Genomic DNA, 24,957 nt, shown 5'->3' on the forward strand with positions numbered 1-24,957 from the left:
AAAAAGTTGGAGGGCGGGCGTCCCTGCCCGCTCGTTAAGTGTTGGTGTTTGGCCGGCGGCAGGGATGCCCGCCCACCACTCAACTCTTCAGTTCCATTCTCCACTTGTTCAGCATTTCACTCACCACCTTCTGCGCATGCTGAATGCAATCGGGCACGCCAACCCCGCTGAATATGTTGCCGGTCATGCACAATCCATGATGCAGTTTTGTGAGTTTGCGCAGTCGTTCTATTTTTGCGCTGTGCCCAACCTGATATTCTGGCATCGCATCCTTCCACCGGAAAATCCGACAAAAAACAGGTTCACTGCCGATCTGCGCAATTCTTTTCAGCTCACCCAGAATCTCAATCTGAATCGCATCATCCGAACGCTCCATCCACAATGCCGCCTGATCACCATCCAAAAATACGCGGACTAAAAAAAGATTCTCCGGAGAACGGCGCGGAAACTTATTCGAAACGTAGGTGCATGCAAGAATCGAACGGCGCTCCGATGCAGGGACCAGCCAGCCGAAACCTTCTTTTTTCACTCCTTCAAATCCGAGAACAACCACCACCGCGGAGTTCCTCCGAATCGATTTGTAGAGAGAATCCATTTCAGCAAACTCTGGAACGTTGAGACGCGGAAGAGAGCCTGCCAGTACGACAAAATCATAATGCTCATCCCCAATCTTCCAGTCATCCGCGTTTCTCGAAACAGATTCAACGCGGTGGCCCGGTTTCCAGTTCGCATCAATTTTTTCCTGCAATCGAGCCACCAGGGACTCCATTCCGTTTTCCAGAGTTGTAAACAGACTCTCTGCCGATTCACTCGCTTTGCGTGTTATCAGTTGACGGATGATACTTCCCTTCTTTTGCATTTCCCAGATCTGAGGAAGAGCAGTCTGGAGACTCAAACGACTTACATTTGCGCCATAGATGCCGCTGATCATCGGCTCCCCAATCTTTTGCAAAATTTCCGTACCAAAACGGCGCTCCAGAAACTCAGCAGCTTCGATGTCCTTTTCTTCCGGAAAGGAAAAAACATCCGAGAGAACTTCGAGCTTGCCCGGCCATGTAAAAAGATCGGTCTTGAGGAATGACCAGAACTTTGTGGGCACCATCAAGAAGAAGCCCTCAGGCAATTCCCTTAGTTCACCATCCTGAAATAAGTACGTCTTACGCGATCGATCGTTCGATCCTACAAGTTCCGATCCCAAATTGATAGCTTCACACAAACGCACGGCCGATTTTTTTACCGTTAAAAAGGAATCGGGCCCGCCTTCCACGACACAACCGGCAATTTTTTCGCTCCTGATCACTCCTCCGATTCGATCTTGAGCGTCGTAGATATCCAGGTTCAAGCGAGGGATGCGCGCCTGAAGGAAATACGCGGCGACGAGGCCGGAAATACCAGTGCCGATAACAGCGCCACGTTCGATCATTGACCGGCCAATTGATAAAGAAGCTCAATAAATAATGACGAATCGTTCAGCGAAGGGGCTCGATAAAGAGTGATTCCTTTTTTCGCGGCGTAATCGGAGAACTGAATATCAATGTCGTACAGGGTTTCCATGTGATCACAGACAAAACCAACAGGCATCAGGACAACTTTTGAAATGGATTTGAGAGCAAGCTCATCCAGCCGCGCTTCGACTGTGGGTCCCAGCCATTTCTCGGCAGTCATCCCCTGGCTTTGATAGGCAAATCGCCAATCAGAAAGCTTGCAAGCCCGCGCAACAAGCACGGCAGTATCTTTGACCTCGTAATCATAAGGATCACCCTGCGTAAGAACACGCTCCGGTAAGCTGTGAGCAGTGAGTATGACAAATGCATCCGCGTGATCCCGCAAAATGATTTGCAAATTCGCCGAATACGCGCGGATTAACTGCGGATGTTTCGCGTAAGACGGAATCATCGTGAATTGTAAGTTTCTGCCCGCGATGGCATCTTCCATGGCCTTTCTATACGCGCCGATTGTCAGCTGAGAATATTGCGGCGCAAGGCAGATTGCGGTCACTGCATCAACCCCATCCGCCACCATCCGGTTCAAAGCATCGCCGATAAAGGGCGCCGAATAGCGCATTCCAAAATAGACTTTGCGATGATCTGAATGGCTTTTCAATAATTTTTCCAGGGCTTCCGCTTGCAACTGAGTCCACTGCAAAAGAGGAGACCCTCCAATCTTCCTGTACCGGTCCCTGAACTCTTCCAGGATTTCAGTATCCACCGGACGGCCGTGGCGGACTCTTAGCAGATACTCCTCAACTTGATCTACACTTTCCGGAGCGCCGTGAGCCAGCAGAATTACGGCTTCCATTTATGCACCTCTTCCACCAATGCGGCAACATTCTCATCGGGTGTATCCGGAAAAACGCCGTGCCCCAGATTGAAGATGTGGCCGTTTTGTCCCCCGGCAGCCGAAAGCACCTTTCTAACTTCTTGCCGAAGTTCCTTCGTGTTCATCAACAGATGAGCAGGATCAAGATTGCCCTGAATCGCGTGGTCGCCAATCCGGTTCCACGCTTGACGCAGATCAACGCGCCAATCAACACTGATGATCTCGCCCCCCGCTTCACAAATTAAATCGAGATAGGCAGCGGTGCCTGTAGAAAAATGAATCGCCGGCGCTGCAAGGTTTGAAAGCACAATCTTCGAATAAGGCAGCACATACTTGCAGTAATCTTCCGGACCCAACACACCCACCCAGCTGTCAAACATCTGCACGGCAGAGGCGCCCGCTTCAATTTGTCGCCTGAGATATTCGGCTGTCACGCTGCTGATTTTCTCCATCAACTCGTGCCAGGCTTCCGGTTGGCGATACATGAATTGTTTCGTTTTTAGAAAGTGACGGGAATAACCACCTTCAATTGCATAACTTGCCACTGTAAAAGGAGCCCCGGCAAAGCCGATGAGCGGAATCCCTTTGAGCTCGTGTACAGCGAGACGAATCGCTTGCAGAACGAAGCCTAGATTTTCGTTTACATCAAATGTTTCCAGGCTCGCGACATCTGTGGGATTCGACACCGGATTATTTATGACCGGACCTTCCCCTTTGGCGAACTCAAGATGCAAGCCAAGGGGCTCCAAAGGTAAAAGGATATCCGCAAAAATGATGGCGGCATCTAATGGATAGCGGCGTATCGGCTGAAGCGTAATCTCCGCGGCCAATTCGGGAGTCTTGCATAACGTTAACAAGGAATATTTTTGCCTGAGCTCGCGGTACTCCTGCATATACCGGCCCGCCTGCCGCATCAGCCAGACAGGCGTGCAATCCACACTCTCTTTGCGACATGCCTTAAGAAAACGACTTTGCTGTAAATCGTTGGACATGACATCAACTATATCGCAAGTAAGCAAAGTAGCGCGGGCGTCCCGCCTGCGTCAACAGCGGGCAAGACGCCGGCGAGACGCCCGCGCTACTTTGTTTACCATTGCAAAAGCCATTGATTCGGCTAGAATTTGAGCATGTCAAAAATAGCGGGGATACTTCTGATCCTGTTCGGAGCTGCAACCGCTTTTCTCGGTATAAAAGAAGTGCATCAACCGAGTAATCTTCTTACACCGTATGGTGCATGGTCTTCCATAGTTCTTGGATCACTCATGGTTTTGGCGGGAGTTGCACATTTCCGGGCGCCACACAAATCGTTTTTGGTGAGCGTGCCGATTCTTCTTGCATTTCAGTTGCACGTCTACTGCATTGCATTGTTTTACGATGTGAAAAACCTGCCAATGTTCCTGGGTGCCCATGTTCTGGCATCGCTTTTGATTCTGGTTTTCAGTTATCTCGGATACCGAAGTTCTGCAATGAGGGGGGCAACACCATAATCGAGCAAAAAAATAGTTGACTTTGTCAACTATTTTTTGAGGAGGGCAGCTCGATAACGATCCGGGTTCCGCTCGGACTGTTTTTTTCTGCGCGAATGGTACCATCATGCATTTCGATGATTCGCCGGGCGATGAACAGTCCGAGTCCGAATCCATCCTTGCCTGCTGCGCCATTTCCTCGAAAGAAAGCTTGAAAGATTTTCTCCTGTTCCGTTGAATCGATTCCCGAGCCCTGATCCATGCATTTCACAATCACCTTGCCATCCACTTGCTCTATTTCCAATTCAACTCTTCCGCCCATGGAAGAAAATTTGATTGCGTTTTCCAACACGTTGACGAGCGCACGCTCCAGCTGATACAGGTCCCCCATTACACTACCCTCTCCCTTTTGAATCAAACTGACTTCCTGATGTTTGGCGAGAGGCTCGACCTGTTCGATCGCTCGTTTCGTAACTTTTTCCAAAGGCGCGAGCTCTTTTGTGATGGGAACATTCATCTCGATTCTGGATAAAAGGAGCAGTTGTTCGATCAACTTCTCGCTTTCCAATATTTCCTCCTGCATATCTTCAATCAATTTTTCGCCCTGCTGTTTTTCGGATAACAATTCCAGAGCGATTCGCATTCGCGCAAGAGGAGATCGCAATTCATGAGAGATCCACGCCAAAAACTCTTTTCTCTGTTGCAGCATCTTCTGAAGATTTTCAGCCATCGTATTGAAAGCGCCGGCAAGATCGGAGATTTCATCATTTCCTGAAACAGAAGCGCGGTTTTCCAGGTGTCCCTGAGCCCATTCCTGGCCAAGTTGATGCAATTCGCGAACCGGCTTCGTCAGCTTTTTCGAAAGTGGAAAGATCAAAGCAGCAATCGTGATGAGAACAATTATCAGAGAAACGAGAACCGGGAAACGCGGAAATCTTCCCCTGCCCATAAAGCCGCGTTCCACAATGACCAGCTCTTTGACCACGCCGGAATCTTGCCGAAGTGGAACAATAATGCGATGTGGAGCGCGGCGTCCTGTTACAATAACAGTTTCACCAGCGGCCGCTCGAGCCAATTGCTTTGCATTGACCGACGGTCCGTGATGTTCTTCGTTCGATAATACCACCTGGCCGGAACGATTCACAATCCAGAAACGCAACGGACGGATCCGGTTGAGCCGCTCACGGAACGTGCGGCAAGAATTCGAGTTCATCTCCTGGCACGCTTCCGCATATTCAGCCATTAGAAATCGCGCATGAGACTCCATCTGGTCATGCAGCTCATCGCGAACACGCTCCGAGTAAAAGGTGTGGATCATCATCGAAACGATGGCAATGGTCAATACGAAAACCAGCAAAAACCAGAAGTAAAGTTTTAGATAAATCTTGCCGAACATATTTTTAACGCAGAGGGCGCAGAGTAACGCAAAAAAAAAATTCTCTCCGCGTTCTCTGCGTGCTCTGCGTTGAAAATTAAGTCTGGAAGCGGTAACCGGTACCCCAAACGGTTTTGATCCATCGTGGATTTTTTGGGTCCGGCTCAATCTTGTTCCGCAACCTCGAAATATGAACATCGATCGATCTGTCGATTCCATCGAAATCGCGTCCCGACACCAGATCCATCAAACGCTCACGGGTAAACACCTTGCCTGGATTCGACGCCAGTACCCGTAATAAACGAAATTCTGCGGCGGTCAATTCCACATTTTCCCCCTGAATCACGAGCTTCTGATTTTGAGGATTCAAATAGAATTCTCCATATTCAATCGCCTTCAGGTTACCGGACCAATCGGGGGACGCTCCTTTCCGCCGTAAAACAGCTTTGATTCGTGCAACGAGCTCCCGCGGATTAAATGGTTTCGCCAGATAGTCATCCGCGCCCAATTCCAAACCGATGATCTTGTCTTCATCGTCCCCGCGTGCTGTCAACATAATCACCGGAACCGGCGAATCGTTGCGAATTTTCTTGCAAACTTCGAGACCATCTCCGTCCGGCAACATGATATCGAGCAAAACCAGATCGTAGTCTTCGCTTCGCAAGTTGCGGGTCCCTTCTTTAACAGTATTTGCGACAGTAACGTCAAACCCATGGCCGGAAAGATAGCTCTTCAACAACTCGCACAGGCGGACATCGTCGTCAATTAAAAGTACAGGCACACTCATAAACCGTGCATTCATTATAGATCTTTCGCCGCAGGCGAGACGCCCGCGTTACATTTCTTAACATTTGGGTAAAGGATTCGAAAATACGCTTTCGTATTGTTCATATGAAAGGAAAATTTACGGAGGTTTAGAAATGAAAAAGGTTTTGATTGTAGCAATCCCGATAGCGCTCTTTGCAATTCTGCTTGCGACCCTGCCCTCTTTTGGGTTCGGCCGCGGGCATCGGCACCACGGAATGATGAAAGATTTCATCATGTACAAAATCGACAAACTCGCTGGGGATCTGAATTTGAATTCCGTCCAGCAAGCTCGATGGGACACATTCAAAAAAGATCTGGAATCCAGTATCGAACAACGCAAAGGTAAAAGAGAGGAAATTCATGACATCGTGAAACAGGAGCTGGCAAAAGACAATCCTGATTTCACAAAAGTTACTCCTCTGGTGCATGGACAGATCGATTCCCATGCCCAATTCGCGCACGATCTGGTCAATCGCGTGAATGAGCTCTTTTCCGATCTTTCACCGGAACAGAAAAAGATCCTATCGGAACGGATCATGGAAATGCATGATCATAGGGACTGAGTAGACGGGTTTTGGAGGGCGCAGCATTTCGTCTAAACAGCGAAATGCTCGCGCCTGCTGTGCTAAAATTACTACTTGAAACTCCAGAAGATTCTTCTCTACGGCTTCCTACTTCTGCTCTTGAATACTGTCTATCTGGCAGCAAAAGCAGATCCCACCATCTTTTACATGACCAATGTGCTTTTCCATTTGGGGTTCGGGCTCCTTCTGCTGGTTCTCTTTTCGATTTACATCGCAAAACATTTCCGTTCGATGTCGCTGATCGGTAAACTGGCGACGGTCTCACTGATTGCCGGCGTCCTCTTCGGCATCCTTTTAATGTGGACCGGCGCTCATCGTCCTTACCGCTGGATTTTGCACTGGCACATCGGAATCACATCGATTGGATCGCTTTTGTTAATTGTGTATCTGTTTCAAAGAGTAAGACATACAAAATGGACGTCAGGAAGGTTAGCATCCGCTCTCGCAGTGACAGTCTTCCTTCCGGCAATCGTCCTGTCGTATCAGCGCGGTCAAACAGCGTCCACGGACCGCATCGTAAATCCAAAAGCTCCTCCGGCCAGCATGTTTCAGGAAGGGGATGGCCCGAAAGGACCCTTCTTTCCGTCGTCCGCTCAGACGAATACAGGCGGAAAAATACCTTCCAACTTCTTCATGACCTCCGATATGTGTGGCAGATGTCATGTCGACATTTACAAGCAATGGTTCTCCTCCGCTCATCACTTTTCATCCTTTAATAATCAGTGGTACCGCAAATCGATTGAATACATGCAGGACGTGATTGGCACAAAACCTTCCAAATGGTGCGGAGGATGCCACGATCACGCGGTTATCTTCAACGGAATGATGGATACTCCCATCAAAGAAATTATTGACACACCTGAAGCGCAGGCTGGTTTGAGCTGCACTTCCTGCCACTCGATTGTTCATGTGAAAAGCTCCATGGGGCAGGGAGACTTTGTCATTGAATATCCACCACTGCATGATCTGGCTGCGAGTGATAACAAGTTCCTCGAAAAGCTGCACGATTTTCTGGTTTTTACAGATCCGGAACCGCATAAGAAAACTTTTATGAAACCTTTTATTCGGCAAGATATGGCGGAATACTGCTCCGCCTGTCACAAAGTTCATCTGGACGTGCCGGTAAATAATTACCGGTGGTCGCGGGGCTTTAACGAATATGACAACTGGCAGGCAAGTGGTATATCGGGTCAGGGAGCAAGATCTTTCTACTATCCACCGAACCCCATGAAATGTGGTGATTGTCACATGCCGCTTGTCGATGCGAAGGATCCCGCTGCTATCAACGGGAAGGTCCATTCTCACCGTTTCCCGGGCGCAAACACAGCGTTGCCGCATGTGAACCGGGATCAGGAACAATTTAAGGTTGTCGAAGATTTCTTGAAAGCGGACCAAGTCACGGTCGACATTTTTGCTTACTCGAAAGCGATTCCTATCAAAGTAACGGAAAAAGAATCGACTGATGGGCCGAAACTTCAGAGCATGTTTGCAGTCGGCGAAGAATCAGCTTCATACGGAGCAAGTTCAACTGTAATTCGTGAACCTGTTGAAGTCGTGGCGCCGCTGGACAAAGTTGACGCCACTGTCGCGCGTGGAGACACGATTCGCCTGGATGTGGTTGTGCGCACGCGAAGAGTGGGACACTTCTTCCCCGGAGGAACCGTGGATGCTTTTGATGTCTGGCTGGAATTGCAGGCAACAGATGATACAGGCCGTGTTATTTTTTGGAGCGGAAAAACGGAAGACTACGGCAAGGAACGGGGACCGGTCGAAAAAGGCGCTCATTTTTACCGCTCTTTGCTGTTGGATGAGCATGGAAATCGAATCAACAAGCGAAATGCATGGGCCGCGCGATCCGTTGCGTACGTGCGTTTGATTCCTCCAGGCGCTGCTGAAACTGTGCACTTCCGAATGCAAATTCCGCCGGATGTGGGGAGCAAAATTCATTTGAAAGCAAAACTGAATTACAGGAAATTCGCGTGGTGGAATACCAACTGGGCGTTCGCTGGGATTCGAGATCCCGAACACAAAGACTTCGCTCTGGGGAAGGCATACGACGACGGCCGCTGGATCTTCAAAGGGGATACTTCCCATGTGTCCGGCAAGATCAAAGCGATACCGGATCTTCCCATCGTTGTGATGTCTCAAGATGAAGTCGTGCTCAAGGTCGCTGATAAAGCATCGGCCAGACGGCACGAAGCCGATCCGCTTTTGCGCGAACGCTGGAATGATTACGGTATCGGATTGTTATTGCAAGGTGACCTGCGGGCCGCAGAAATGGCTTTTCGAAAAGTCACGGAGCTGGATCCGAATTATGCGGACGGCTGGGTGAACATTGCAAGAGCACGCATCCAGGAAGGAAACATGATGGGAGCACAGGAAATGCTGAAAAAAGCTTTTGCCCTGGCTCCGGATCTTGCAAAGACGCACTTCTTCTTCGGCCTGACCCTCAAAGCACAGGGTAAATATGACAATGCTCTCCATCATCTGCAAAAAGCCGCCGAGAAGTATCCGCGAGATCGAGTCGTAAGAAATCAGATCGGCCGGATTTTGTTTCTCCAGCGAAAACATGAAGATGCAATCGCGGAATTTGAAAAGACCCTGCTGATCGATCCGGAAGACTTGCAGGCTCATTACAACTTAATGCTCTGTTATCAGGGTTTGGGGAATCAGGAAATGGCTGAAAAAGAAAAAGTGTATTATGAGCGTTTCAAAGCAGATGAAACTTCTCAGACGATTACAGGACAGTTCCGCAAATTGAATCCCGAAGACAACAACGAACGCCAGCCCATCCATGAGCATACCTCTGCGCATTAGCTACTTCTTCCTTGTTCTTCTTGTTTTTGTCTCTTGCAAACAGGAGCAAAAGCCTGCGGAGAATGTTTCACCAAAAACCGAACCCGCGCTAACCATTCCCTCTGCAGCGAATCGTTTTACAGATATTACCTCGCAAGCTGGAATCAGTTTTATTCACAATAACGGCGCCTTTGGGAAAAAATATCTGCCGGAATCGATGGGTTCCGGATGCGCTTTCCTGGATTACAACAATGACACTTTTCAAGATATTTTGCTCATCAATTCAATGGATTGGCCGCAAAATCGGAAGAAGACTTCCTACATGGCTCTGTACAGCAACAACGGAAACGGAACTTTCAGAGACGTAACAAAAGAAGCCGGTCTGGCGGTAGAACTGTTCGGCCTTGGAACCGCTATCGCCGATTATGATAACGATGGGGATATGGACATCTATGTAACTGCGCTCGAATCAGACCGGCTATTTGAGAATCAAGGGAACGGTTCCTTTTCTGATGTCACACAGAAGGCCGGCCTCAACGATTTTGATTTTGGATCGAGCGCCACGTGGTTTGATTATGATAAAGATGGAAAGCTCGATCTATTCGTTTGCAATTACGTGAAATGGTCCATCGACAACGATCTGTTTTGCACACTGGATGGCGTCAATAAGTCTTATTGCACGCCGGAATCTTACCAGGGCGAATCTTCCAGACTCTATCGCAACCGCGGGAATAAAACTTTCGAAAACGTAACTAGAAAAGCGGGCTTGCTCGATCCGACGAGCAAGGCTCTGGGCGTGATTGCATTTGATTACAACCGGGATGGCTGGCAGGATCTCTTTGTGGCAAATGATACACAACCCAATAAGCTTTACCACAACAATGGTAACGGAACCTTCAGCGAGAAAGGGGTCCTGGCAGGCGTTGCTTTCAGCGAAGCAGGCGTGGCGCGCGCCGGCATGGGCGTGGATGCAACCGATTATGATGGATCCGGATATCCAAGTTTGCTCATTGGCAATTTTTCAAATGAGATGCTGGGGTTGTATCACAATGAGGGAACCGGTCTGTTCATTGATGAAGCGCCTGCCTCAACAGTCGGTCAGAACAGCTTGCTCACTCTAACGTTTGGAGCTTTCTTTTTTGATTTTGATCTGGATGGTAAAGAAGATATTTTTGCGGCCAATGGACACGTTCACGATGACATTGAGCGCGTACAACAACAGGTGAAGTATGCGGAACCTCCTCATCTATTTCGAAATTTAGGGAATAAACAATTTGAAGTAGCAACTCAAAAAGTTGGACCTGACTTGAGCAAGCCGGTCGTGGCACGTGGAGCTGCCTACGGAGACATAGACAGCGATGGCGACCTGGACATTCTGATTTCCACGAATGGAGGTCTAGCACGGCTGCTGCGAAATGATTCCGGGAGCAATCATTATCTTCGGTTCAAAACCACAGGATCACAGAGCAACAAAGATGGGATCGGCGCACGGATCACGCTTCACTTTGAAGATGGCAAGACATCCTGGAAAACTGTGAAAGCAGGTTCGAGTTACTGCTCTCAAAGCGAATTGCCGGTGACTTTTGGTTTGGGAAACCAGACAAAAGTAAAACTCGTTGAAGTCGCCTGGCCCAGCGGCAAAACCACCCGCTTGGAAAACGTTCCAGCAGATCAGACTATCCAGCTTAACGAATAGGAATTAAAGCAAAGTAGCACAGGCGTCTCGCCTGTGACAACTGCGCAGACGGGACGTCCGCGCCACTTTGTTTAAACCTTTGGTTTGACAACCCGCGTGTTGTAGGTTTTCAGGTATTGTTGGTGTGTTTCATCGGTGGGGTAACGGTCTTTCGGTGAATACGGATAGGAGCGAATGCTCTGAAACGGCAGCGGGTCAACAGTCTTCGAATGAGCCGTGTTTAAATCACCATCTTTGATCCAGCCATCACTGTACAGCAAGAAGTCACGCGTCCACCGTTTAGGGAGAGTGGGCGCGCCCGAAACATCAAAACGAATGGTAATCTCATCGCCGGCATTGAAGATGACGTACTGGCTGTCCGATTCCTGGAGCAGTGGAGTTACATCACCAAACCGCGTGTAGTTCCCTTCCAGATCGCGCCATTGCGCCGTTTTATCAACGCTGGAATAGTCGAACCAATGCGGCCCCAATACGTTCTTTCGATAAGCTCTCGAAAAACCGCGATAATGCAAATCGGCTGATGCCGGCTTCAGGGTGGTCAACCGCAAAGGAATCGAAGGTTCATTCCTGGTAAAGAAGATTTCGTCCCAATAGATTTCCATGCTCGTGCGAATTCGTATTCGGTGATCGTTGGTTAAGAATTTGCCGGTCATGTCGACAATCATGGTCTTGTCTTTGCCCATCGGAAAACTGATGGATGGGATCACCGTCTTCCATTGTCCCTTCGGGTCACGAACCTGCAGATAGGGCGCAACCGGTTTCAGTTGCTGTGATTGTGAAAGGGCAACGTTGATGCTGGCATCGCTGGGAAAAATCCATCCACGCAAAAACAAAATCACATCATTCGACGCATGGAACTGTCCGAGATCCAGGATCAAATCGTGTCCGTCCGTGATCCCCTGGTATTTCGCGGATTTTAGATTGCTGACGTAAACGTCATCACGCGATAGCAATTGCCGGCGGACATTCATACCATTCTGATCGAAGGCTGCCAGCGGATAGATTCTTTCGGATACAGGATAAACATGCAGCGGTGGAAATGGCGGTATCACAAACTTTTCATCAATGAAAACTTCCACTGTGTCAGGATGATCCACCGTAATGAGCCTGCTTTTATCCAGATACGGAGTCTCCCAGAGTTCTTCGGTGATTTGAATCGTATAAAAACCATCTTTGGCTTTCAGCTGCGATCCGGAAATTTTCAAGAATTCATCGGACGAATTGGGAAAAGAATATGCGGTTGCCCCTCCCATGATCCCAAGCGGCATTCCGAGAGCGCTCTTCCACATGATATCGGTGACAAACTCGAACCTTTCGCCATTCCATGCGTAAACAAACGGACAGGATCCTTTCAAAATCTGTTTTTCCAGAAGGACTTGATTGCTTTGCGGCTGAACATGGTTTTGTGGCACTCCGTTGGTCCATACCACGCGTAAAACATCTGCGCCCGTTCGGGGGCCAAGGCCAAAATGCGTTACGGTTCCGGTTACAACACGCATCTGATACAGATCGCCGGCTTTCAGCTCGAGTTTCGCGCCGATGCCATTTCGATTATTTTTTCCGCTGCCTGTGCCAAGTCCGGACAGCGCAACTTTTAACCAGCGGTTTGCATTGCCACCTTCGTTGTTCAGCAAATGAATTTTCTTCGTTGTATCTGCCAGGAGCAGGTCCATATCGCCGTCCGAATCATAGTCCGCCACTGTGATATTAGCGATATTCGGAAGAGGCGAAGGAAGCACGAAAGAAGCGTTTTGAAAAATCCCGGAGCCGTTATTCCGAAAAAGAGTTGCTTTCGCGCCTCCGACAAATAGATCCAGGAATCCGTCATTATCGAAATCCAGAAAAGAGGCATCATTAGCGGAAACCTGGTGAACGGAAGGTGAATGGCTATCTTTTTGAAATGTTCCGTTCCCCTTATTGCGAAACAGAATCGATTCCTTGCCCGTTACGAAAATATCTAAGTAACCATCGGAATCATAATCAGCAACCGCTACGGACTGCGAGGCTCCGGAAAGTCCGGCATTCTTCGCAATGTTTTGAAATTGTCCCTGCCTCAAATTTGTAAAAAGATTGTCGCCCCCAGTTGGATCTGCAACGAAAATATCGAGGTCCCCGTCATCGTCGAAATCTCCGAAGGCGGCATCCGAACTCTGGCTGGTCCGTTCCAGTCGCATGGCGGCTGTCATATCCGCAAAACTTCCATCTCCGTTGTTCCGGTGCGCTTTCGCTTCGCCTGTTGTGTATATGTCCAGATCACCATCCTGATCCAGGTCCAAAAAGAGTGCTCCTGTAAATTTTCCGAAAATCTCGTGTAACAGCTTTTGATTCTGATCGAGTAACTGCAAAGATCTTTCCCTAACCAGGCAGATCTCCATTTTGCCGTCATTGTTGTAATCAATGGTAATTCGCGAAGGGTCGGGCACCGACTTGGTATCTGTTGTTGAAAATCTGATATGCGCAAGTGGCTGACTCTGGACCTGCGACGAAAATTTTGTGCTGAAATGCAAAACTGGAAATCCCAGTATGGCGCCTCCCGGACCTGCCAGCTCCACAATGCCCGCTTGATAAAGGGGCGTCGGCTTCATGAAGTTCTGAAAGGCAATGACAGCCGGCAGAGCTTCTACGGTATTAGATACTGACAAGGAATTCAGGGCGCGGTCCAGATACTGTTCGGATCCCTGTGGAATATCCGGAACAAACTGCCTGATTTCGCGCAACTGAACAATCGCCTCTTTCGCTTTCCTGTTGCGCACCAGCATTTCCGCTAACTGCAGCTTTGCGGGAAGGTTTGCAGGACTTGCTGCAACAATGGCCTGAAGGCTCAATTCCGCCTTCTTATAGCGGTCGGGAGAATCGCTACGCGTATTGAGCTGCGCAAGTTTGTATTGCGAGCTGATGTGTCGCGGAAATTTCTGAACAGACTTCTGCAGCTCCTGTTTCGCCTCTTCCATCCTTCCGGATCGCTCCAGGACCTCGGCCAGGATGAGGTGAATCTCCGGTTCATCTGAAAGCTGAAGGGCCCTGCGCGCGGGCTTTTCCGCATCAGAATTACGATTCAACCGAAGGTAGGTTAATGCAAGATTAGCGTGCCCCAGTGCCTCCTCCGGCGCAATGTCGATCAGTTTCTTGAATTCGCTTTCGGAATCTACGAGACGCATCTCCTCAAGATATGCAATTCCAAGAGACCGGTGCGTCAACATCCGTCGGATTTTGTCTTGAGGCGAGAGCTGATCTTTCTTGCAGGCGGAAATGAACAGAAGGAAAAACAGCAGAAGAAGGATATGGCGTGTTTGCCTGGATTTCTCCCCCTTATGAAGGGGGAGATTAAGAGGGGGTTGGAAAGTTCTCAACCTCCCTCTGCCCCCTCCTTCATAAGGAGGAGGATCGCCTCTGTACATTTTACTCATGATAGGGACGCTTTGCGCGAAAGGCCTTCAGATGAGTTTTGATCCGCTCAGCGAGTTGTTGCCGGCGGTTGGACTCAGCGATGGTCAAAGCCTGTTCCGCCACCTGAACGGAACGATCAAAACGGCCTGCTTCCGCATAAGCTGCTGCCAAAACGTCCAGCGTTTCCGCATTGGGATTCCGGGACGCAACAGCTTCAGCAAGACGAACCGCTTCCAGACCATTACGCAAAGATGCATCGGAACTTGTCGCCATGAACCACGCAAGCTGTTGTGCAAGATCCTGATTTTGTGGCAGCTGTTCCAGACCCGATCTGTACGCTTGCACAGCTGCAGCGCGATTTCCGCTTCGAATATTCAATCTCGCAAGGTGCAAGTATGAGTAAGGGATCCGCGGATCGTTTTGGATGGCGCGTCGAATTGTGTCCATAGCGGCCTGCTCCTGACCCATTTCATATAGGGCTGCAGCCAGATTGTTCATGCTTGCGGTTGATTTAGGATTCAGCTCCAAAGCTTTTTTGTGCGCAGCGGCCGCCTCCGCGTATTTTCGTTGATATAGATACGCGACACCCAACGTATCCTGCCGGGAAAAATCCTTCGAAGCAGCAGCTGCTTTCTTGAGCTCTTGTTCTGCCAGCGCATAATCCCCTTTTTCCAGAGCGGCGCGTCCCCGCAAGTCGTGCCAGTAAGAACTGACTCCTTCCGCAATCAATGCCATTTCGAGATCATCCGGTAGTGGGGTGATCTTCGGTAATTGCTGCGAGATCAACAACTGCGCACTCGCTTTCTGGTGTTGATTCATCCGTCTGTAAACTTCGGATAAAAGTCCGTAGGCTTCTCCATGACGCGGGTTGACTTGTATCGCCTTCTGCAGAAGCGAGCCACAATCCTTGACCTGGTTCTGGCTCAATGATATGCGGGCCAGCCCGACATACGCATGAGAGCTGTTCGTATTGATTTCCAGAGCCTTTACGAATTCGCGACCTGCCTGCTCCAAACGATTGGAGTCGAGCAAGGCCTGACCGTATCGCACCCTTCCGGCAAAGTGATTCGGGCGCAGGTTCAAACTTTGCTCAAAATACTTGAGCGCTTCTTCAGAACCACGGTCATGCAGCAACATCGCCCGGTAATACGGCCAGCGGAAATCGGAAGGATTCAATGCTGCGGCTTTTTCATAGCAAAGAAGAGCTTCATTTTTGAAATCATGCACATGAAGGTTCATTGCGAGTTTGCCCCAGGAATGTGCCGAAGAAGAATTCGCTTTTACATCATTGATGACATTGCGGAGTTTTTCCACTACCGGTTTTTCTGCGCCTTGAAAATTGTTCTTCGCTAATGCCTCAACTGTCGATTCAGGAGTGGCGGGAGCGGCAGTTTTTATCTGCTCTTGTGGCTTCCAAAAGTACCAGAGGGCTCCGAGCGCTAAAAGGACGATAGCGGCGCCGATGAAAAGCCACTTACGAGACTGCGGTTTTTCCGCAGTAACGGACCCCGGACGTGACGTCCGCTCCTTTGCGGGCGAGACGCCCGCGCTACTTCGTTTCCTCACTTTTACCTTTACCTTTCTCCACAGTAACGATCTGATCTGCTTTGACGCCCGGGAAGATCTCCGTTTTTCCATCCGGCCAGAGAACCGTAATTTCATCCACCGAAGTCGCACTCGCAAGCCCAAAATGCGCGCGAGGATCGTTGCTGGATAAATAACTGTACCCGGGCTGCACCAATCGCTTAATGCGTTGGCCGGATACGTGGATCGATACAACAGCGCCAATCGCATCACGATTCCAGGCTTTGGCTCGAACAATCAACCAGTGACCTTTTGAGCTTACATCATTTCGATGGAGACGCGCAGGTCCCCCTCCATTCGTAATCAACAGGTCGATGTCGCCATCATTATCGATGTCTCCGAACGATAATCCCTTGCTGTTTTCTATTTCACTGGTAAATTCTCCTGCCAGGTCACTTACGTTTCGGTAATGCCCCGTCCCGTCATTTTCAAACAACAGATTCGGTTCAGCATAATCATCCCAGTAATCCGGTGAATTTTTCTGGAGCAACAGAGGCCCGCGTGTAACTCTGCCATTCACAACGGCAAGATCGAGATCACCATCCTGATCATAATCAAAGAAGCCTGTGCCAAAACCGGTATACGGCAGACTTGGGGGACCCAGATTGGAAACGGCCGTATCATCTTGAAAACCGATCTGCCCCATGTGACGGTAAAAAGTATTTGTTTCGTTTCGCAGATGCGTTTTGAACAGATCAAAATCTGCATCTCCATCCGCATCCCCTGAAGCAACACCCATACCGGCTTCCGGCTGTCCCAGCGCGTTAACCGCAGCGCCCAATACCATGCCAAGATCCTTGAATGTGCCGTCACGTTGATTGACCCACAAATTTGCAGGCTCCCCATCATTGGCAACATAGATATCCGGATAGAGATCGTTGTTGAAGTCTGCGCTCAATACACCCAGACCTTTCCAGCTCGCTTTTCCAATTTCGGATTTCAACGAAACATCTGTGAAGGTGCCGTTTCCGTTGTTTCGATACAATTGATCGGGCTCCCCGCGAAAACCCTGTGGACCACAGTAATCTCTGCGCCCCACTTTGTCGGTGCAGAACACCGCTGGATCAAAAACAACATAATTGGCAACATAAAGGTCCAGAAAACCATCGCGATCAAAATCAAGAAATATTGCCGAACTGCCCCAACCAGGATTGTCAATTCCAGCTTTCTTTGTAATGTCCGAAAAAGTGCCATTGCCGTTGTTTTGGAATAACTGATCAGGCCCAAAATTTGTAACGTATAAATCTACGTCGCCATCGTTCTCCAGATCACCAACCGCGATCCCCATGCCGTATCCGGTGGCTGCATTCCCAAATGCTTCCTCTGTAACGTCGTCAAAATTCCCCAATCGTCCCTGCCGGAAAAGCCTGTTCTTCAAACGACCTCCTTGATTGGTACCGTGCCGTTGCCCGTTCACGAGAAAAATATCCAGGTCACCGTCATTATCGTAATCGAGAAAACCGCCACCTGCAGACATGACTTCAGGATAGAAGTAGGATCCATCGACCGCGGGATCATGGACAAACTTCAATCCACTCTTTTCCGTTATGTCGGTGAAGTAACCTTTGGAAGAGGAAGAATTGGACGAATTACAACCTGCGCAGATCGCTAGCAGACAAATGACGAAGTAACTGGTAGGAGCTGCGCATTCGGGCTTTTTGCGAATGCTCAGCCCGGCATGATTCGGGCGCAGCATTTGCAAAAAACGCAAATGCGGCGCCCCTACAAACAGCATTAATTCTGTTCAGCCTGCAGTTTTTTCTTCAGATCCAGAATATCTTTTTGATTCGGACGAAGGGCCAGCGATTGTTCGACTCGTTCGAGTGACTTTGCAGGTTGATCTAACCGGAAGTAAATATCGGCGAGAATGTTTAAGGCTTCCACTTTCTTCGGTTCCTCGATTCGGTACCTCTCAAAAAACCGCAACGCATCATGAAACTTCTCCGAATAATAGTATGCCCACCCCATCAACCATAAAACCTGTGGATTACGCGGATTCTTCACTTCTAAGGGAGATCCCAATTCAATCACCTTGTTCAGGTTTTTCTCCTGCAATGCCGCACGCATCAACTGATAGGTGACTTCGAGATTTTCCGGATCCTTTGTATGAGCATCCTCCAGTAACAACCTCGCCTCTTTGGGTCTTTTCAGACGCAACAGCTGCTGTGCCTGAAGGAAACTGTGGTAACCCGAGTTAAATCCCGGAAGCGCTACGGAAAATTTCCAGACGTTCGGCGCCGCATCGTTCGAAACAGTAAACATTAATGGCGCAGTTTTTGCGATTGTTTTTTCACCTTCGCGCAATTCTACTGTTAGAGTCTTGGCTCCAACAGACAATGCGGAAAGTGAAATATCCTTCTGAATTTCAATATAGTTCCCTGCGAGCTGCGAAGCGGCAATGGAAACCGGCTCCGTTTGCTCCGATTCAATCTGGTCCCCGACCTTAACCACATAATGAAGTTCCGGAGTCCCCATCGAGGCATAGGTATCGGGAAAAATCACCTGATGATAAAGCAGCATGGGAGCATTCTTGGAATATCGGGCAGGCAGGTTGGGAATGAAAATCTTATCTCCAAACTGGAATGGACGAATTTTGTTGTCTTTCGCAGCTGCTTCGATGGACCGAACCGGTATGACCGGTGTGATGGAAGGTTTGGACTGTTTTGTCAAATCGGGAATCTCAATCGTTTCCACAAAAGTAGCGCTTTTTCTGGAAACGTTGTTCGCCACAATCAACGTGAAATCATATTTTCCCGGAATCAGTGGCCGCCTCCCCTGAAACTGAAACGGCATCGACTTAATTTTTTCAAATTGCTCAGGCGTTACTTTGATCTCGTGAGTACCCACGATTTGTTCCACTTCGGTTTTGTCCGGAGCGGTAATCAGGCCATCAACAGTCAGTGATGTGTAGTAGTTTTCATAGGAGCCCATGTCCAGCTTGTCCGGCTCGTATTCGATGGAATAATCGATGTAATAGTCCCCGGTAGGCGCCTGAAACCAGTAGAGGCCATCATGAACCCCCTCCCTTCCGATGGAATAGTAAACCTGAACTGAGGGACGGTCCTTCAGGAAATCATCCACATATCTTCGCTTACTAATATCGTAGTTTCTTGCATTTTGGAGTTTCGCCAGAATCACTTCGGTGGTAATGCTGGTTCCAGGTGAACCCGGGTCGGCAGATTCCGAAGGAATGGAACTGATCGAGGCATGAGCTACTTCGGGATCGAGTTCCTGGCGGAGCATTCCGTACAGAGCGTCTTCGGGTAACATTGATGTTTTGTTTCGCTGAATGAACAGATCACGAATGCCATCGGACAATGGTGAATAAAGCCTGTAAGGCGGCATATTATCCGGCTGGTAGAAGAGTAGATAGAGTGAACTGGGGAGGCCATACCCTTTGTAGCCCACGTAATGCCAGAGCTCAAGCGAAACATTATCAAAGGAGGCGGGAATTCGTTTGGTATAGTCCGGTTTGCCCATCAGAATATAGATGCGTCCGCGATCTGTTCTCCAACCGGCCATCGAGGTTTCGCGTCCGTAGAACTTATTCGCGTACTCAACTCTTTTCAAATGTTCTTCTTTGAATTCATTCTGGACCGTCCCGGGAGTGGGGTCCCGGTTCTCCCAGAAAATTTCGATCATACGCGCGCGGTCTTCTTCTTTCTCCAACATCAGGAAAGCCTCGCGCTCGTAATCGGATATGATCCAGTGCACAAGATCAAGCCATTTTTGATGTTCTGCGCTGACCGGATATTGCTTTCGCTTCTCCTCAGCAAAAGAAGTGGCAGCGATGAACAAAGCTAACAAAATCAAAATGAAGTTTTTCATAAATACCTCTGTACAGCGGCAGGAGGAGAGAGCAATTCTCATCCCATTTCAAATCCATGAGTATATGAGAATCGCCGACGCTGTGCAATTCATTAAGGTGAACGCGTTTGCTCTGCCTGCTGCAGGATCGCGTTGGCTTCCTGAACGCGTCCCATCTCTTTATAAGTGGACGCAAGCAAAAGATAACCTCGAGCATCTTTAGGAAGTAATTGAACAACTCTTTGGAAACAAAGCGCCGCGCGATCCAACTGACGTGCTTGCCGGTACAACAATCCCAAATTGTTAAAGGCTTTGAAATTCTCCGAATCTACCTCGGTTTCCTTTCGGTATTCGTCCATTGCCGCGGGCAAATTCCCTTTGGCTTCGTAAATCGATGCGAGATTATAATGCAAACCTTTCCTGTCGGGAGTTAAATCGATCGCAGCTCTGAAATGTTGTTCTGCTTGGTCGAGATCCCCCGCCCCAAAATAAATTTCACCAATGGTGGAATGAAGCGCAGTTTTCGCTTTATCGCTCTTTGTATTTGATAGAAACCGTTGATAGGTTTCCATCGCCTGCAAGAAATAAGGTCGCGCCTCTTCTGGTTTGTTCATGATGCGGTACAAATGAGCAATCTTCAGGCTTGCATACAGGTGCGTAGGCTCGTACTGCAGTACCTTCAAAAACCAGTCCAAGGCTTCGTCATTCTCGCCTTTACGTTCATAGGCATAACCGATGTTATAAAGCGCCATCGTATGCTGCGGTCGCTGGGCGATAGTTTGCATAAGCTCATCAATCGATTTATCGAAGTCTTTCAACCCGATGTAATTGATACCGGCAATGAAGTGCGCATCGGGCATTGCTGGATCTTCTCTGAAGACCTGCGCGAGTGTTTCATTGGACTCCTGATATTGCTGCTTCTGGGCCAGATAGGATGCTGTCTGCAACTTTTGGGCAAGATGAATCTTATCTTTGGGATCAATTTTTCGGCTTTCTTCTGTGCTTTGAACAGTACCGCCGATGTATCCCAAAGCCCGTAGTTTTTCCTCCGTTTCCGGATCCATTTGCTGCGGTCCTTGGCGGTTTTTATCAGAATATTTAGCGATGATTTCGTCCAGTTGATCTCTCAACACTTTCGCATACTCGGGTTTTTCCTGGATCAAGTTTCGACTCTCTGCCGGATCATTGATCCTGTCATAGAGCTCTGCTCTCGGCGCATCGATGTATTTATACTTCTCTGTCGTAATCCCTTTGATCGGACTCCATCCATAATGGAGTTCTGCGTAAATGCTTTCGCTGTATGCAACGCGTTCGGCATCTTTCCCTCCATTGAGAAGCGGAACAAAAGATCGCCCCTGGATTTCTTTTTGCTGAGGTATTCCCAACAATTCGAGAATCGTCGGGAAGAGGTCGATATGGCGCACCAGGCCTTTCACACGATCATTAGGACGACCCGGGAGATACACCAATAGTGGAATATGCTGAGTTGAATTGTAAATGAACTGGGCATGGCTCAACTCTCCATGTTCCCCTAAACCTTCTCCGTGATCACCGGTAATAACGATGATGGTTTTTTTCCTTAGCTGCAGAGAATCAAGTTTATCCAACAGCTTTCCTATTTGGACATCCGTATAAGCAATTTCACCGTCATACGGTTGATCCGAATACTCAGTTTTGAACGGTTCGGGTGGTTCGTAGGGATCGTGCGGATCATAAAAATGTACCCAGCAAAAAAATCGCTCATTAGTGTGGGACTCCAGCCAGTGCTCTGCCTCCACTACTGTTTCTTCGGCCGGGCGCTGCGCATCCTGTGGATTCACCTGTTTAAACTCCGCCAAATCGAAATTGTCATAATAGTGATCGAAACCTTGATTCAACTTCCAACGAGAATCCAAAACAAACGCCGAAACAAAAGCGCTGGTAGAGTAGCCATTCGCTTTCAAAACTTCTGGCAAAGTTGTCACTTTCTCGTCCAGAAAGAAACCCGCGTTATCTCTGATTCCATGACTAATCGGCAGGAGTCCGGTCAGCATCGAAGTGTGAGACGGTAACGTGAGCGGCACATGTGCAATTGCATCCTCAAAGATATAGCTCTCGTCGGCCAGAGCATCGAGATTAGGCGTCTTTACCTTGTCGTATCCGTACATCGGAAGATGATCCGCCCGCGTCGTGTCAAGCGTGATCATCAACACATTAAAATCTTTGTACGCTCCACTCTGAATTTTTCGACTGGAGCGGAGATAGAGAAAAACAAGCGCGACCACTGCAATTACAGCTACGGCTGGCAATAGAATCTTCCATCGATTCGCGCGCGGCTCCGGTGACTTTATCTCTTGCTTTTCGAGTTTTTGTTTTTTCTTATTAGCCATATATTAGCGAATCGCTGCTACAAACGGTCTTTTTCCATTTTCTGCGCCAATTGAATTTCTTTCTCAGCTTCGGATAATTTTCCGGCGGACTGATAAGCATCACTCAAAACGTAATGACCGAAGATCTGAATCGCTGGATCAGGATTCAGCAAGAACCCATGGTTACTCAACTGAATGGCAGCCTCGGCGTTACGATTATGATCCAGAAGAGCTTTAGCGAGATAAAAATAACCTCTCGGATCTCTACGCGCAATTTGAATCATCTTCTGAAAAGTGGCAATTTCACGAGGCCCATCTCCAACGGCACGAAATAGAATACCGAGCCGCAATAGATACTCAGCGTTATTTGAGAACGTGTCATACTTCTTTAGAAGCAGGTCCAGAGCCTTTCGCGGCTGGTTCTGAGTTTGATACAGACTCGCAAGCTGAACATACCATTTTGCTTCCCAGGGGCGATCCTGCACAAGCGCCAGCAAAAGTTCTTCAGCTTTTTCCCATCTTTCTAAAAGAAAATAGATTTCAGCGAGCAAGGGTTTCGCCTGGTCGGTATCACCGCGTGTTTGCTGCACCTGATTTACAAGATCGAGCGCTTCCTGCTTTCTGTCTGTCCGTTTTAAGAAAAGCACATAGTTGTATAACACGAAATACGAAAACCGCTGTTGAAGCGCGCGCTGATAGGCCTCCGAAGCTTCTTTGTCTCTTCCTGTGCTTGTATAGATTCCCGCAAGAAATGTAGAAGCAGCAGGCGTGTCTCCTAACTGTTTTAATATCTTTTCGGCTTCGCCGAATTTGCCCAGCCCGGCAAGGCATTTTGATTGGAGAATCAGAATCGGGTCTGTAAGTGTTCCTGCATCTTTTGCGATTTGATCAATAACCGACAATGCCTCAGCGTATTGTCCGTGCATGGTAAGGTTCGTTGCTTCGAGAATGCGCGTCCAGTCATCGATATAGTCTTTGGGATCCTTGCGGAAGTCCCATTTCTCTTCTGAGAAACTTCCACCGAGATAACCAAGCGCTGCAAATTGCTCGGCCTGTTCGGGAGTGATCGATCTTTTTTCGGAAGGCTTCGCAGCGGAAGCACGATTTCTTTCACCATACTGCACAAGCTTCTGTTTCATCTGCTGAGAGAGTGATTTTTTTTCTTCGATGATATTTTTGCTTTCGGCCGGATCTTTCGCCAGATCGTAAAGTTCCGCCTGAGGGGAATCAATGTACTTCCAGGATGAATCCTGAATAGAAAAGATTGGGCTTACACCCAGCTGAATCGAAGCAAAGTAAGATTCGGAAAGCGCAAACCGGTTTTTTCTCCCGGACTCTCCCTCAAGTAAAGGCACAAGGCTCTCTCCTTGCATTTCCCCGGGCACTGGAACACCGCTGAGCTCCAGTATCGTGGAGGGAACATCCACCAGCTGAACGACATTAGAAATCGCTTTGCTTTGCTTTTGGCCGGGAAGGTGGAAAATCAAAGGAACTGCAAGCGCGGGCTGGTACAAGAAATAGCCGTGGCCGATTTCACCATGCTCTTGAAGCATTTCACCATGATCGGAAGTAATCACAAGAACCGTGTTGTCCCATAGATTCCTGTTGCGCAAGAACTCGAACAATTCGCCCAGAACATAATCCACGTATCGGATTTCTCCTTTGTAGCGCTCCTGAGCTGTATCCTCTTTCGGAGAGAAGGTAGAGGGAGGATCGTAAGGATCATGAGGGTCGTAAAAATGAAGAAATGCAAAAAAGGGCTTTTGTTCGGTCCGTTTCCCCTGCCAGTTTTGAAAAGAGTAGAAAACTTCCTGCGCCCTCCTTTCTATCGCTCCAAGATCTTCTCCACGAACGTCGGCTCTGCTAAGAAAATCATCATAGTACTCAAACCCCCTGGCCAATCCTGTCGTGCGATTCAGCACCATCGATCCGACGAATCCCGCTGTGTTATATCCATGTTTTAGAAAGGTCTCAGCTATGGTTGGGATTTCTTTTCGAAGAACGTCTTCCACATTGTCCCGCACACCGTGAGCAACCGGATGGAGGCCCGTAAACATTGAAGTATGGGAAGGAAGCGTGTAAGGGATTTGAGAGATTGCCTTTTTAAAAAGGATTCCTTCCTTCGCCAGTTTCTCCAGGTGTGGTGTCTCAACCCCTTCCGCATCGTATAGACGCAAGTAATCGGCCCGTACCGTATCCATGGAGACCAGCAGAACGTTGTAGGAGGCGGAATTTTCCTGCTCTCCTTTATTTTTGAAAGAGAAATGAAATGCGCCGTATCCTAGAATTAAAACAAGAAACACAATTCCAATGACAATCGCAACAGAGTAGCGTGGACGTCCCGTCTGCGCAGATCTCGCAGGCGAGACGCCCGCGCTACTTTGTTTTTTTCCCTTTTTCTTACTCATTGAAGTTTCTGGATTAACGAACGGACTTTTGTAAGGTCGGTTGCGTATCGATTTCGCGGCGCATTTTTTTCAAATTCCTTCAACAGCTCAAGGGCTTTGTCTCTTTGCTGATTTTCGAGATATGCGAAAGCCAGGTTCAGCATCGCATCGTAATTTTTTCTGTTCTCATTCAGCGCCAGCGTCCAGTTCTTAATCGCCTCACCCCAGTTCTTTTTGCTCGCATGAATCACACCGAGGCCATTGTATGCGCCGGCCAGATGCGGATTCGCTCGAATGGCGGCCTGCAATTGTTTTTCTGCGAGGTCAAATTTTTTTTGTGTAAGATAAAGCGTACCCATATTGTTCAGAGTCATCGCATTCGATGGGTCCAGTGCGACGGC

16 protein-coding genes are annotated in these 24,957 nt (G+C 48.6%); 4 read left to right on the forward strand and 12 right to left on the reverse strand.

Annotated features, from left to right (window positions below; genetic code table 11):
• Positions 1-79: 79 nt before the first annotated feature.
• From hemG to hemE, 3 genes are read right to left on the reverse strand one after another with little or no spacing between them, the layout of a single operon-like run.
• Positions 80-1,423, reverse strand: a complete 1,344-nt coding sequence (gene hemG / locus L0156_15685) for a protoporphyrinogen oxidase (GenBank protein ID MCI0604435.1) — start codon at positions 1,421-1,423, stop codon at positions 80-82.
• A complete protein-coding gene (gene hemH, locus L0156_15690; protein ID MCI0604436.1) occupies positions 1,420-2,298 on the reverse strand; it encodes a ferrochelatase in 879 nt (292 codons plus the stop codon). Before hemH ends, hemG begins: the two co-directional genes overlap by 4 nt.
• Positions 2,286-3,311: a uroporphyrinogen decarboxylase gene (gene hemE / locus L0156_15695; protein ID MCI0604437.1), complete on the reverse strand. Its 1,026-nt coding sequence runs from the start codon at positions 3,309-3,311 to the stop codon at positions 2,286-2,288. The genes hemH and hemE overlap by 13 nt, the downstream gene beginning before the upstream one ends.
• 135 nt (positions 3,312-3,446) lie before the next feature.
• Between hemE and L0156_15700 the strand changes: the two genes are divergently transcribed.
• Positions 3,447-3,806, forward strand: coding sequence for a hypothetical protein (locus tag L0156_15700; GenBank protein ID MCI0604438.1), 360 nt, complete (start codon positions 3,447-3,449; stop codon positions 3,804-3,806).
• A gap of 25 nt (positions 3,807-3,831) precedes the next feature.
• Here L0156_15700 and L0156_15705 read toward each other — a convergent pair whose 3' ends face one another.
• Positions 3,832-5,181: a HAMP domain-containing histidine kinase gene (locus tag L0156_15705; GenBank protein MCI0604439.1), complete on the reverse strand. Its 1,350-nt coding sequence runs from the start codon at positions 5,179-5,181 to the stop codon at positions 3,832-3,834.
• Between the two features lie 76 nt (positions 5,182-5,257).
• Positions 5,258-5,962: a response regulator transcription factor gene (locus tag L0156_15710; GenBank protein MCI0604440.1), complete on the reverse strand. Its 705-nt coding sequence runs from the start codon at positions 5,960-5,962 to the stop codon at positions 5,258-5,260.
• 118 nt (positions 5,963-6,080) lie between these two features.
• Between L0156_15710 and L0156_15715 the strand changes: the two genes are divergently transcribed.
• From L0156_15715 to L0156_15725, 3 genes are all read left to right on the forward strand, one after another.
• The gene (locus L0156_15715; GenBank protein MCI0604441.1) at positions 6,081-6,530 is read left to right on the forward strand and encodes a Spy/CpxP family protein refolding chaperone; all 450 of its coding nucleotides are present in this window, start codon (positions 6,081-6,083) and stop codon (positions 6,528-6,530) included.
• 75 nt (positions 6,531-6,605) lie between these two features.
• The gene (locus L0156_15720) at positions 6,606-9,368 is read left to right on the forward strand and encodes a tetratricopeptide repeat protein (GenBank protein ID MCI0604442.1); all 2,763 of its coding nucleotides are present in this window, start codon (positions 6,606-6,608) and stop codon (positions 9,366-9,368) included.
• Positions 9,346-11,043, forward strand: a complete 1,698-nt coding sequence (locus tag L0156_15725) for a CRTAC1 family protein (protein MCI0604443.1) — start codon at positions 9,346-9,348, stop codon at positions 11,041-11,043. Before L0156_15720 ends, L0156_15725 begins: the two co-directional genes overlap by 23 nt.
• A 71-nt stretch (positions 11,044-11,114) precedes the next feature.
• Here L0156_15725 and L0156_15730 read toward each other — a convergent pair whose 3' ends face one another.
• The 7 genes from L0156_15730 to L0156_15760 form a co-directional block, all read right to left on the reverse strand.
• Positions 11,115-14,243, reverse strand: coding sequence for an FG-GAP-like repeat-containing protein (locus L0156_15730; protein MCI0604444.1), 3,129 nt, complete (start codon positions 14,241-14,243; stop codon positions 11,115-11,117).
• Positions 14,244-14,442: 199 nt separating this feature from the next.
• Entirely contained in the window at positions 14,443-15,996 is a 1,554-nt protein-coding gene (locus L0156_15735; GenBank protein ID MCI0604445.1) for a tetratricopeptide repeat protein, read from the reverse strand.
• The gene (locus L0156_15740) at positions 15,980-17,749 is read right to left on the reverse strand and encodes a CRTAC1 family protein (protein MCI0604446.1); all 1,770 of its coding nucleotides are present in this window, start codon (positions 17,747-17,749) and stop codon (positions 15,980-15,982) included. Before L0156_15740 ends, L0156_15735 begins: the two co-directional genes overlap by 17 nt.
• A complete protein-coding gene (locus tag L0156_15745) occupies positions 17,749-19,842 on the reverse strand; it encodes a GWxTD domain-containing protein (GenBank protein ID MCI0604447.1) in 2,094 nt (697 codons plus the stop codon). The genes L0156_15740 and L0156_15745 overlap by 1 nt, the downstream gene beginning before the upstream one ends.
• 92 nt (positions 19,843-19,934) lie before the next feature.
• On the reverse strand, positions 19,935-22,190 hold the full coding sequence (locus L0156_15750; GenBank protein MCI0604448.1) for a sulfatase-like hydrolase/transferase: 2,256 nt from the start codon (positions 22,188-22,190) through the stop codon (positions 19,935-19,937).
• Positions 22,191-22,207: 17 nt separating this feature from the next.
• Entirely contained in the window at positions 22,208-24,577 is a 2,370-nt protein-coding gene (locus L0156_15755; GenBank protein MCI0604449.1) for a sulfatase-like hydrolase/transferase, read from the reverse strand.
• Positions 24,574-24,957 (reverse strand): tetratricopeptide repeat protein (locus L0156_15760; protein MCI0604450.1); only part of this gene is annotated, 384 nt, incomplete at its 5' end. The genes L0156_15760 and L0156_15755, both read right to left, overlap by 4 nt.

This window comes from bacterium (genome assembly GCA_022616075.1).
In the GTDB taxonomy this organism is placed as follows: Bacteria; Acidobacteriota; HRBIN11; order JAKEFK01; family JAKEFK01; genus JAKEFK01.

Bases quoted from the DNA above. Each gene is read 5' to 3' on its own strand.
- L0156_15715 (MCI0604441.1), top strand. From the start codon at position 6,081: ATGAAAAAGGTTTTGATTGTAGCAATCCCGATAGCGCTCTTTGCAATT.
- hemH (MCI0604436.1), bottom strand. From the start codon at position 2,298: ATGGAAGCCGTAATTCTGCTGGCTCACGGCGCTCCGGAAAGTGTAGAT.
- L0156_15710 (MCI0604440.1), bottom strand. From the start codon at position 5,962: ATGAATGCACGGTTTATGAGTGTGCCTGTACTTTTAATTGACGACGAT.
- L0156_15700 (MCI0604438.1), top strand. From the start codon at position 3,447: ATGTCAAAAATAGCGGGGATACTTCTGATCCTGTTCGGAGCTGCAACC.
- hemE (MCI0604437.1), bottom strand. From the start codon at position 3,311: ATGTCCAACGATTTACAGCAAAGTCGTTTTCTTAAGGCATGTCGCAAA.
- L0156_15745 (MCI0604447.1), bottom strand. From the start codon at position 19,842: ATGAAAAACTTCATTTTGATTTTGTTAGCTTTGTTCATCGCTGCCACT.
- L0156_15705 (MCI0604439.1), bottom strand. From the start codon at position 5,181: ATGTTCGGCAAGATTTATCTAAAACTTTACTTCTGGTTTTTGCTGGTT.
- L0156_15740 (MCI0604446.1), bottom strand. From the start codon at position 17,749: ATGCTGTTTGTAGGGGCGCCGCATTTGCGTTTTTTGCAAATGCTGCGC.
- L0156_15755 (MCI0604449.1), bottom strand. From the start codon at position 24,577: ATGAGTAAGAAAAAGGGAAAAAAACAAAGTAGCGCGGGCGTCTCGCCT.
- L0156_15750 (MCI0604448.1), bottom strand. From the start codon at position 22,190: ATGGCTAATAAGAAAAAACAAAAACTCGAAAAGCAAGAGATAAAGTCA.
- L0156_15725 (MCI0604443.1), top strand. From the start codon at position 9,346: ATGAGCATACCTCTGCGCATTAGCTACTTCTTCCTTGTTCTTCTTGTT.
- L0156_15730 (MCI0604444.1), bottom strand. From the start codon at position 14,243: ATGTTGACGCACCGGTCTCTTGGAATTGCATATCTTGAGGAGATGCGT.
- hemG (MCI0604435.1), bottom strand. From the start codon at position 1,423: ATGATCGAACGTGGCGCTGTTATCGGCACTGGTATTTCCGGCCTCGTC.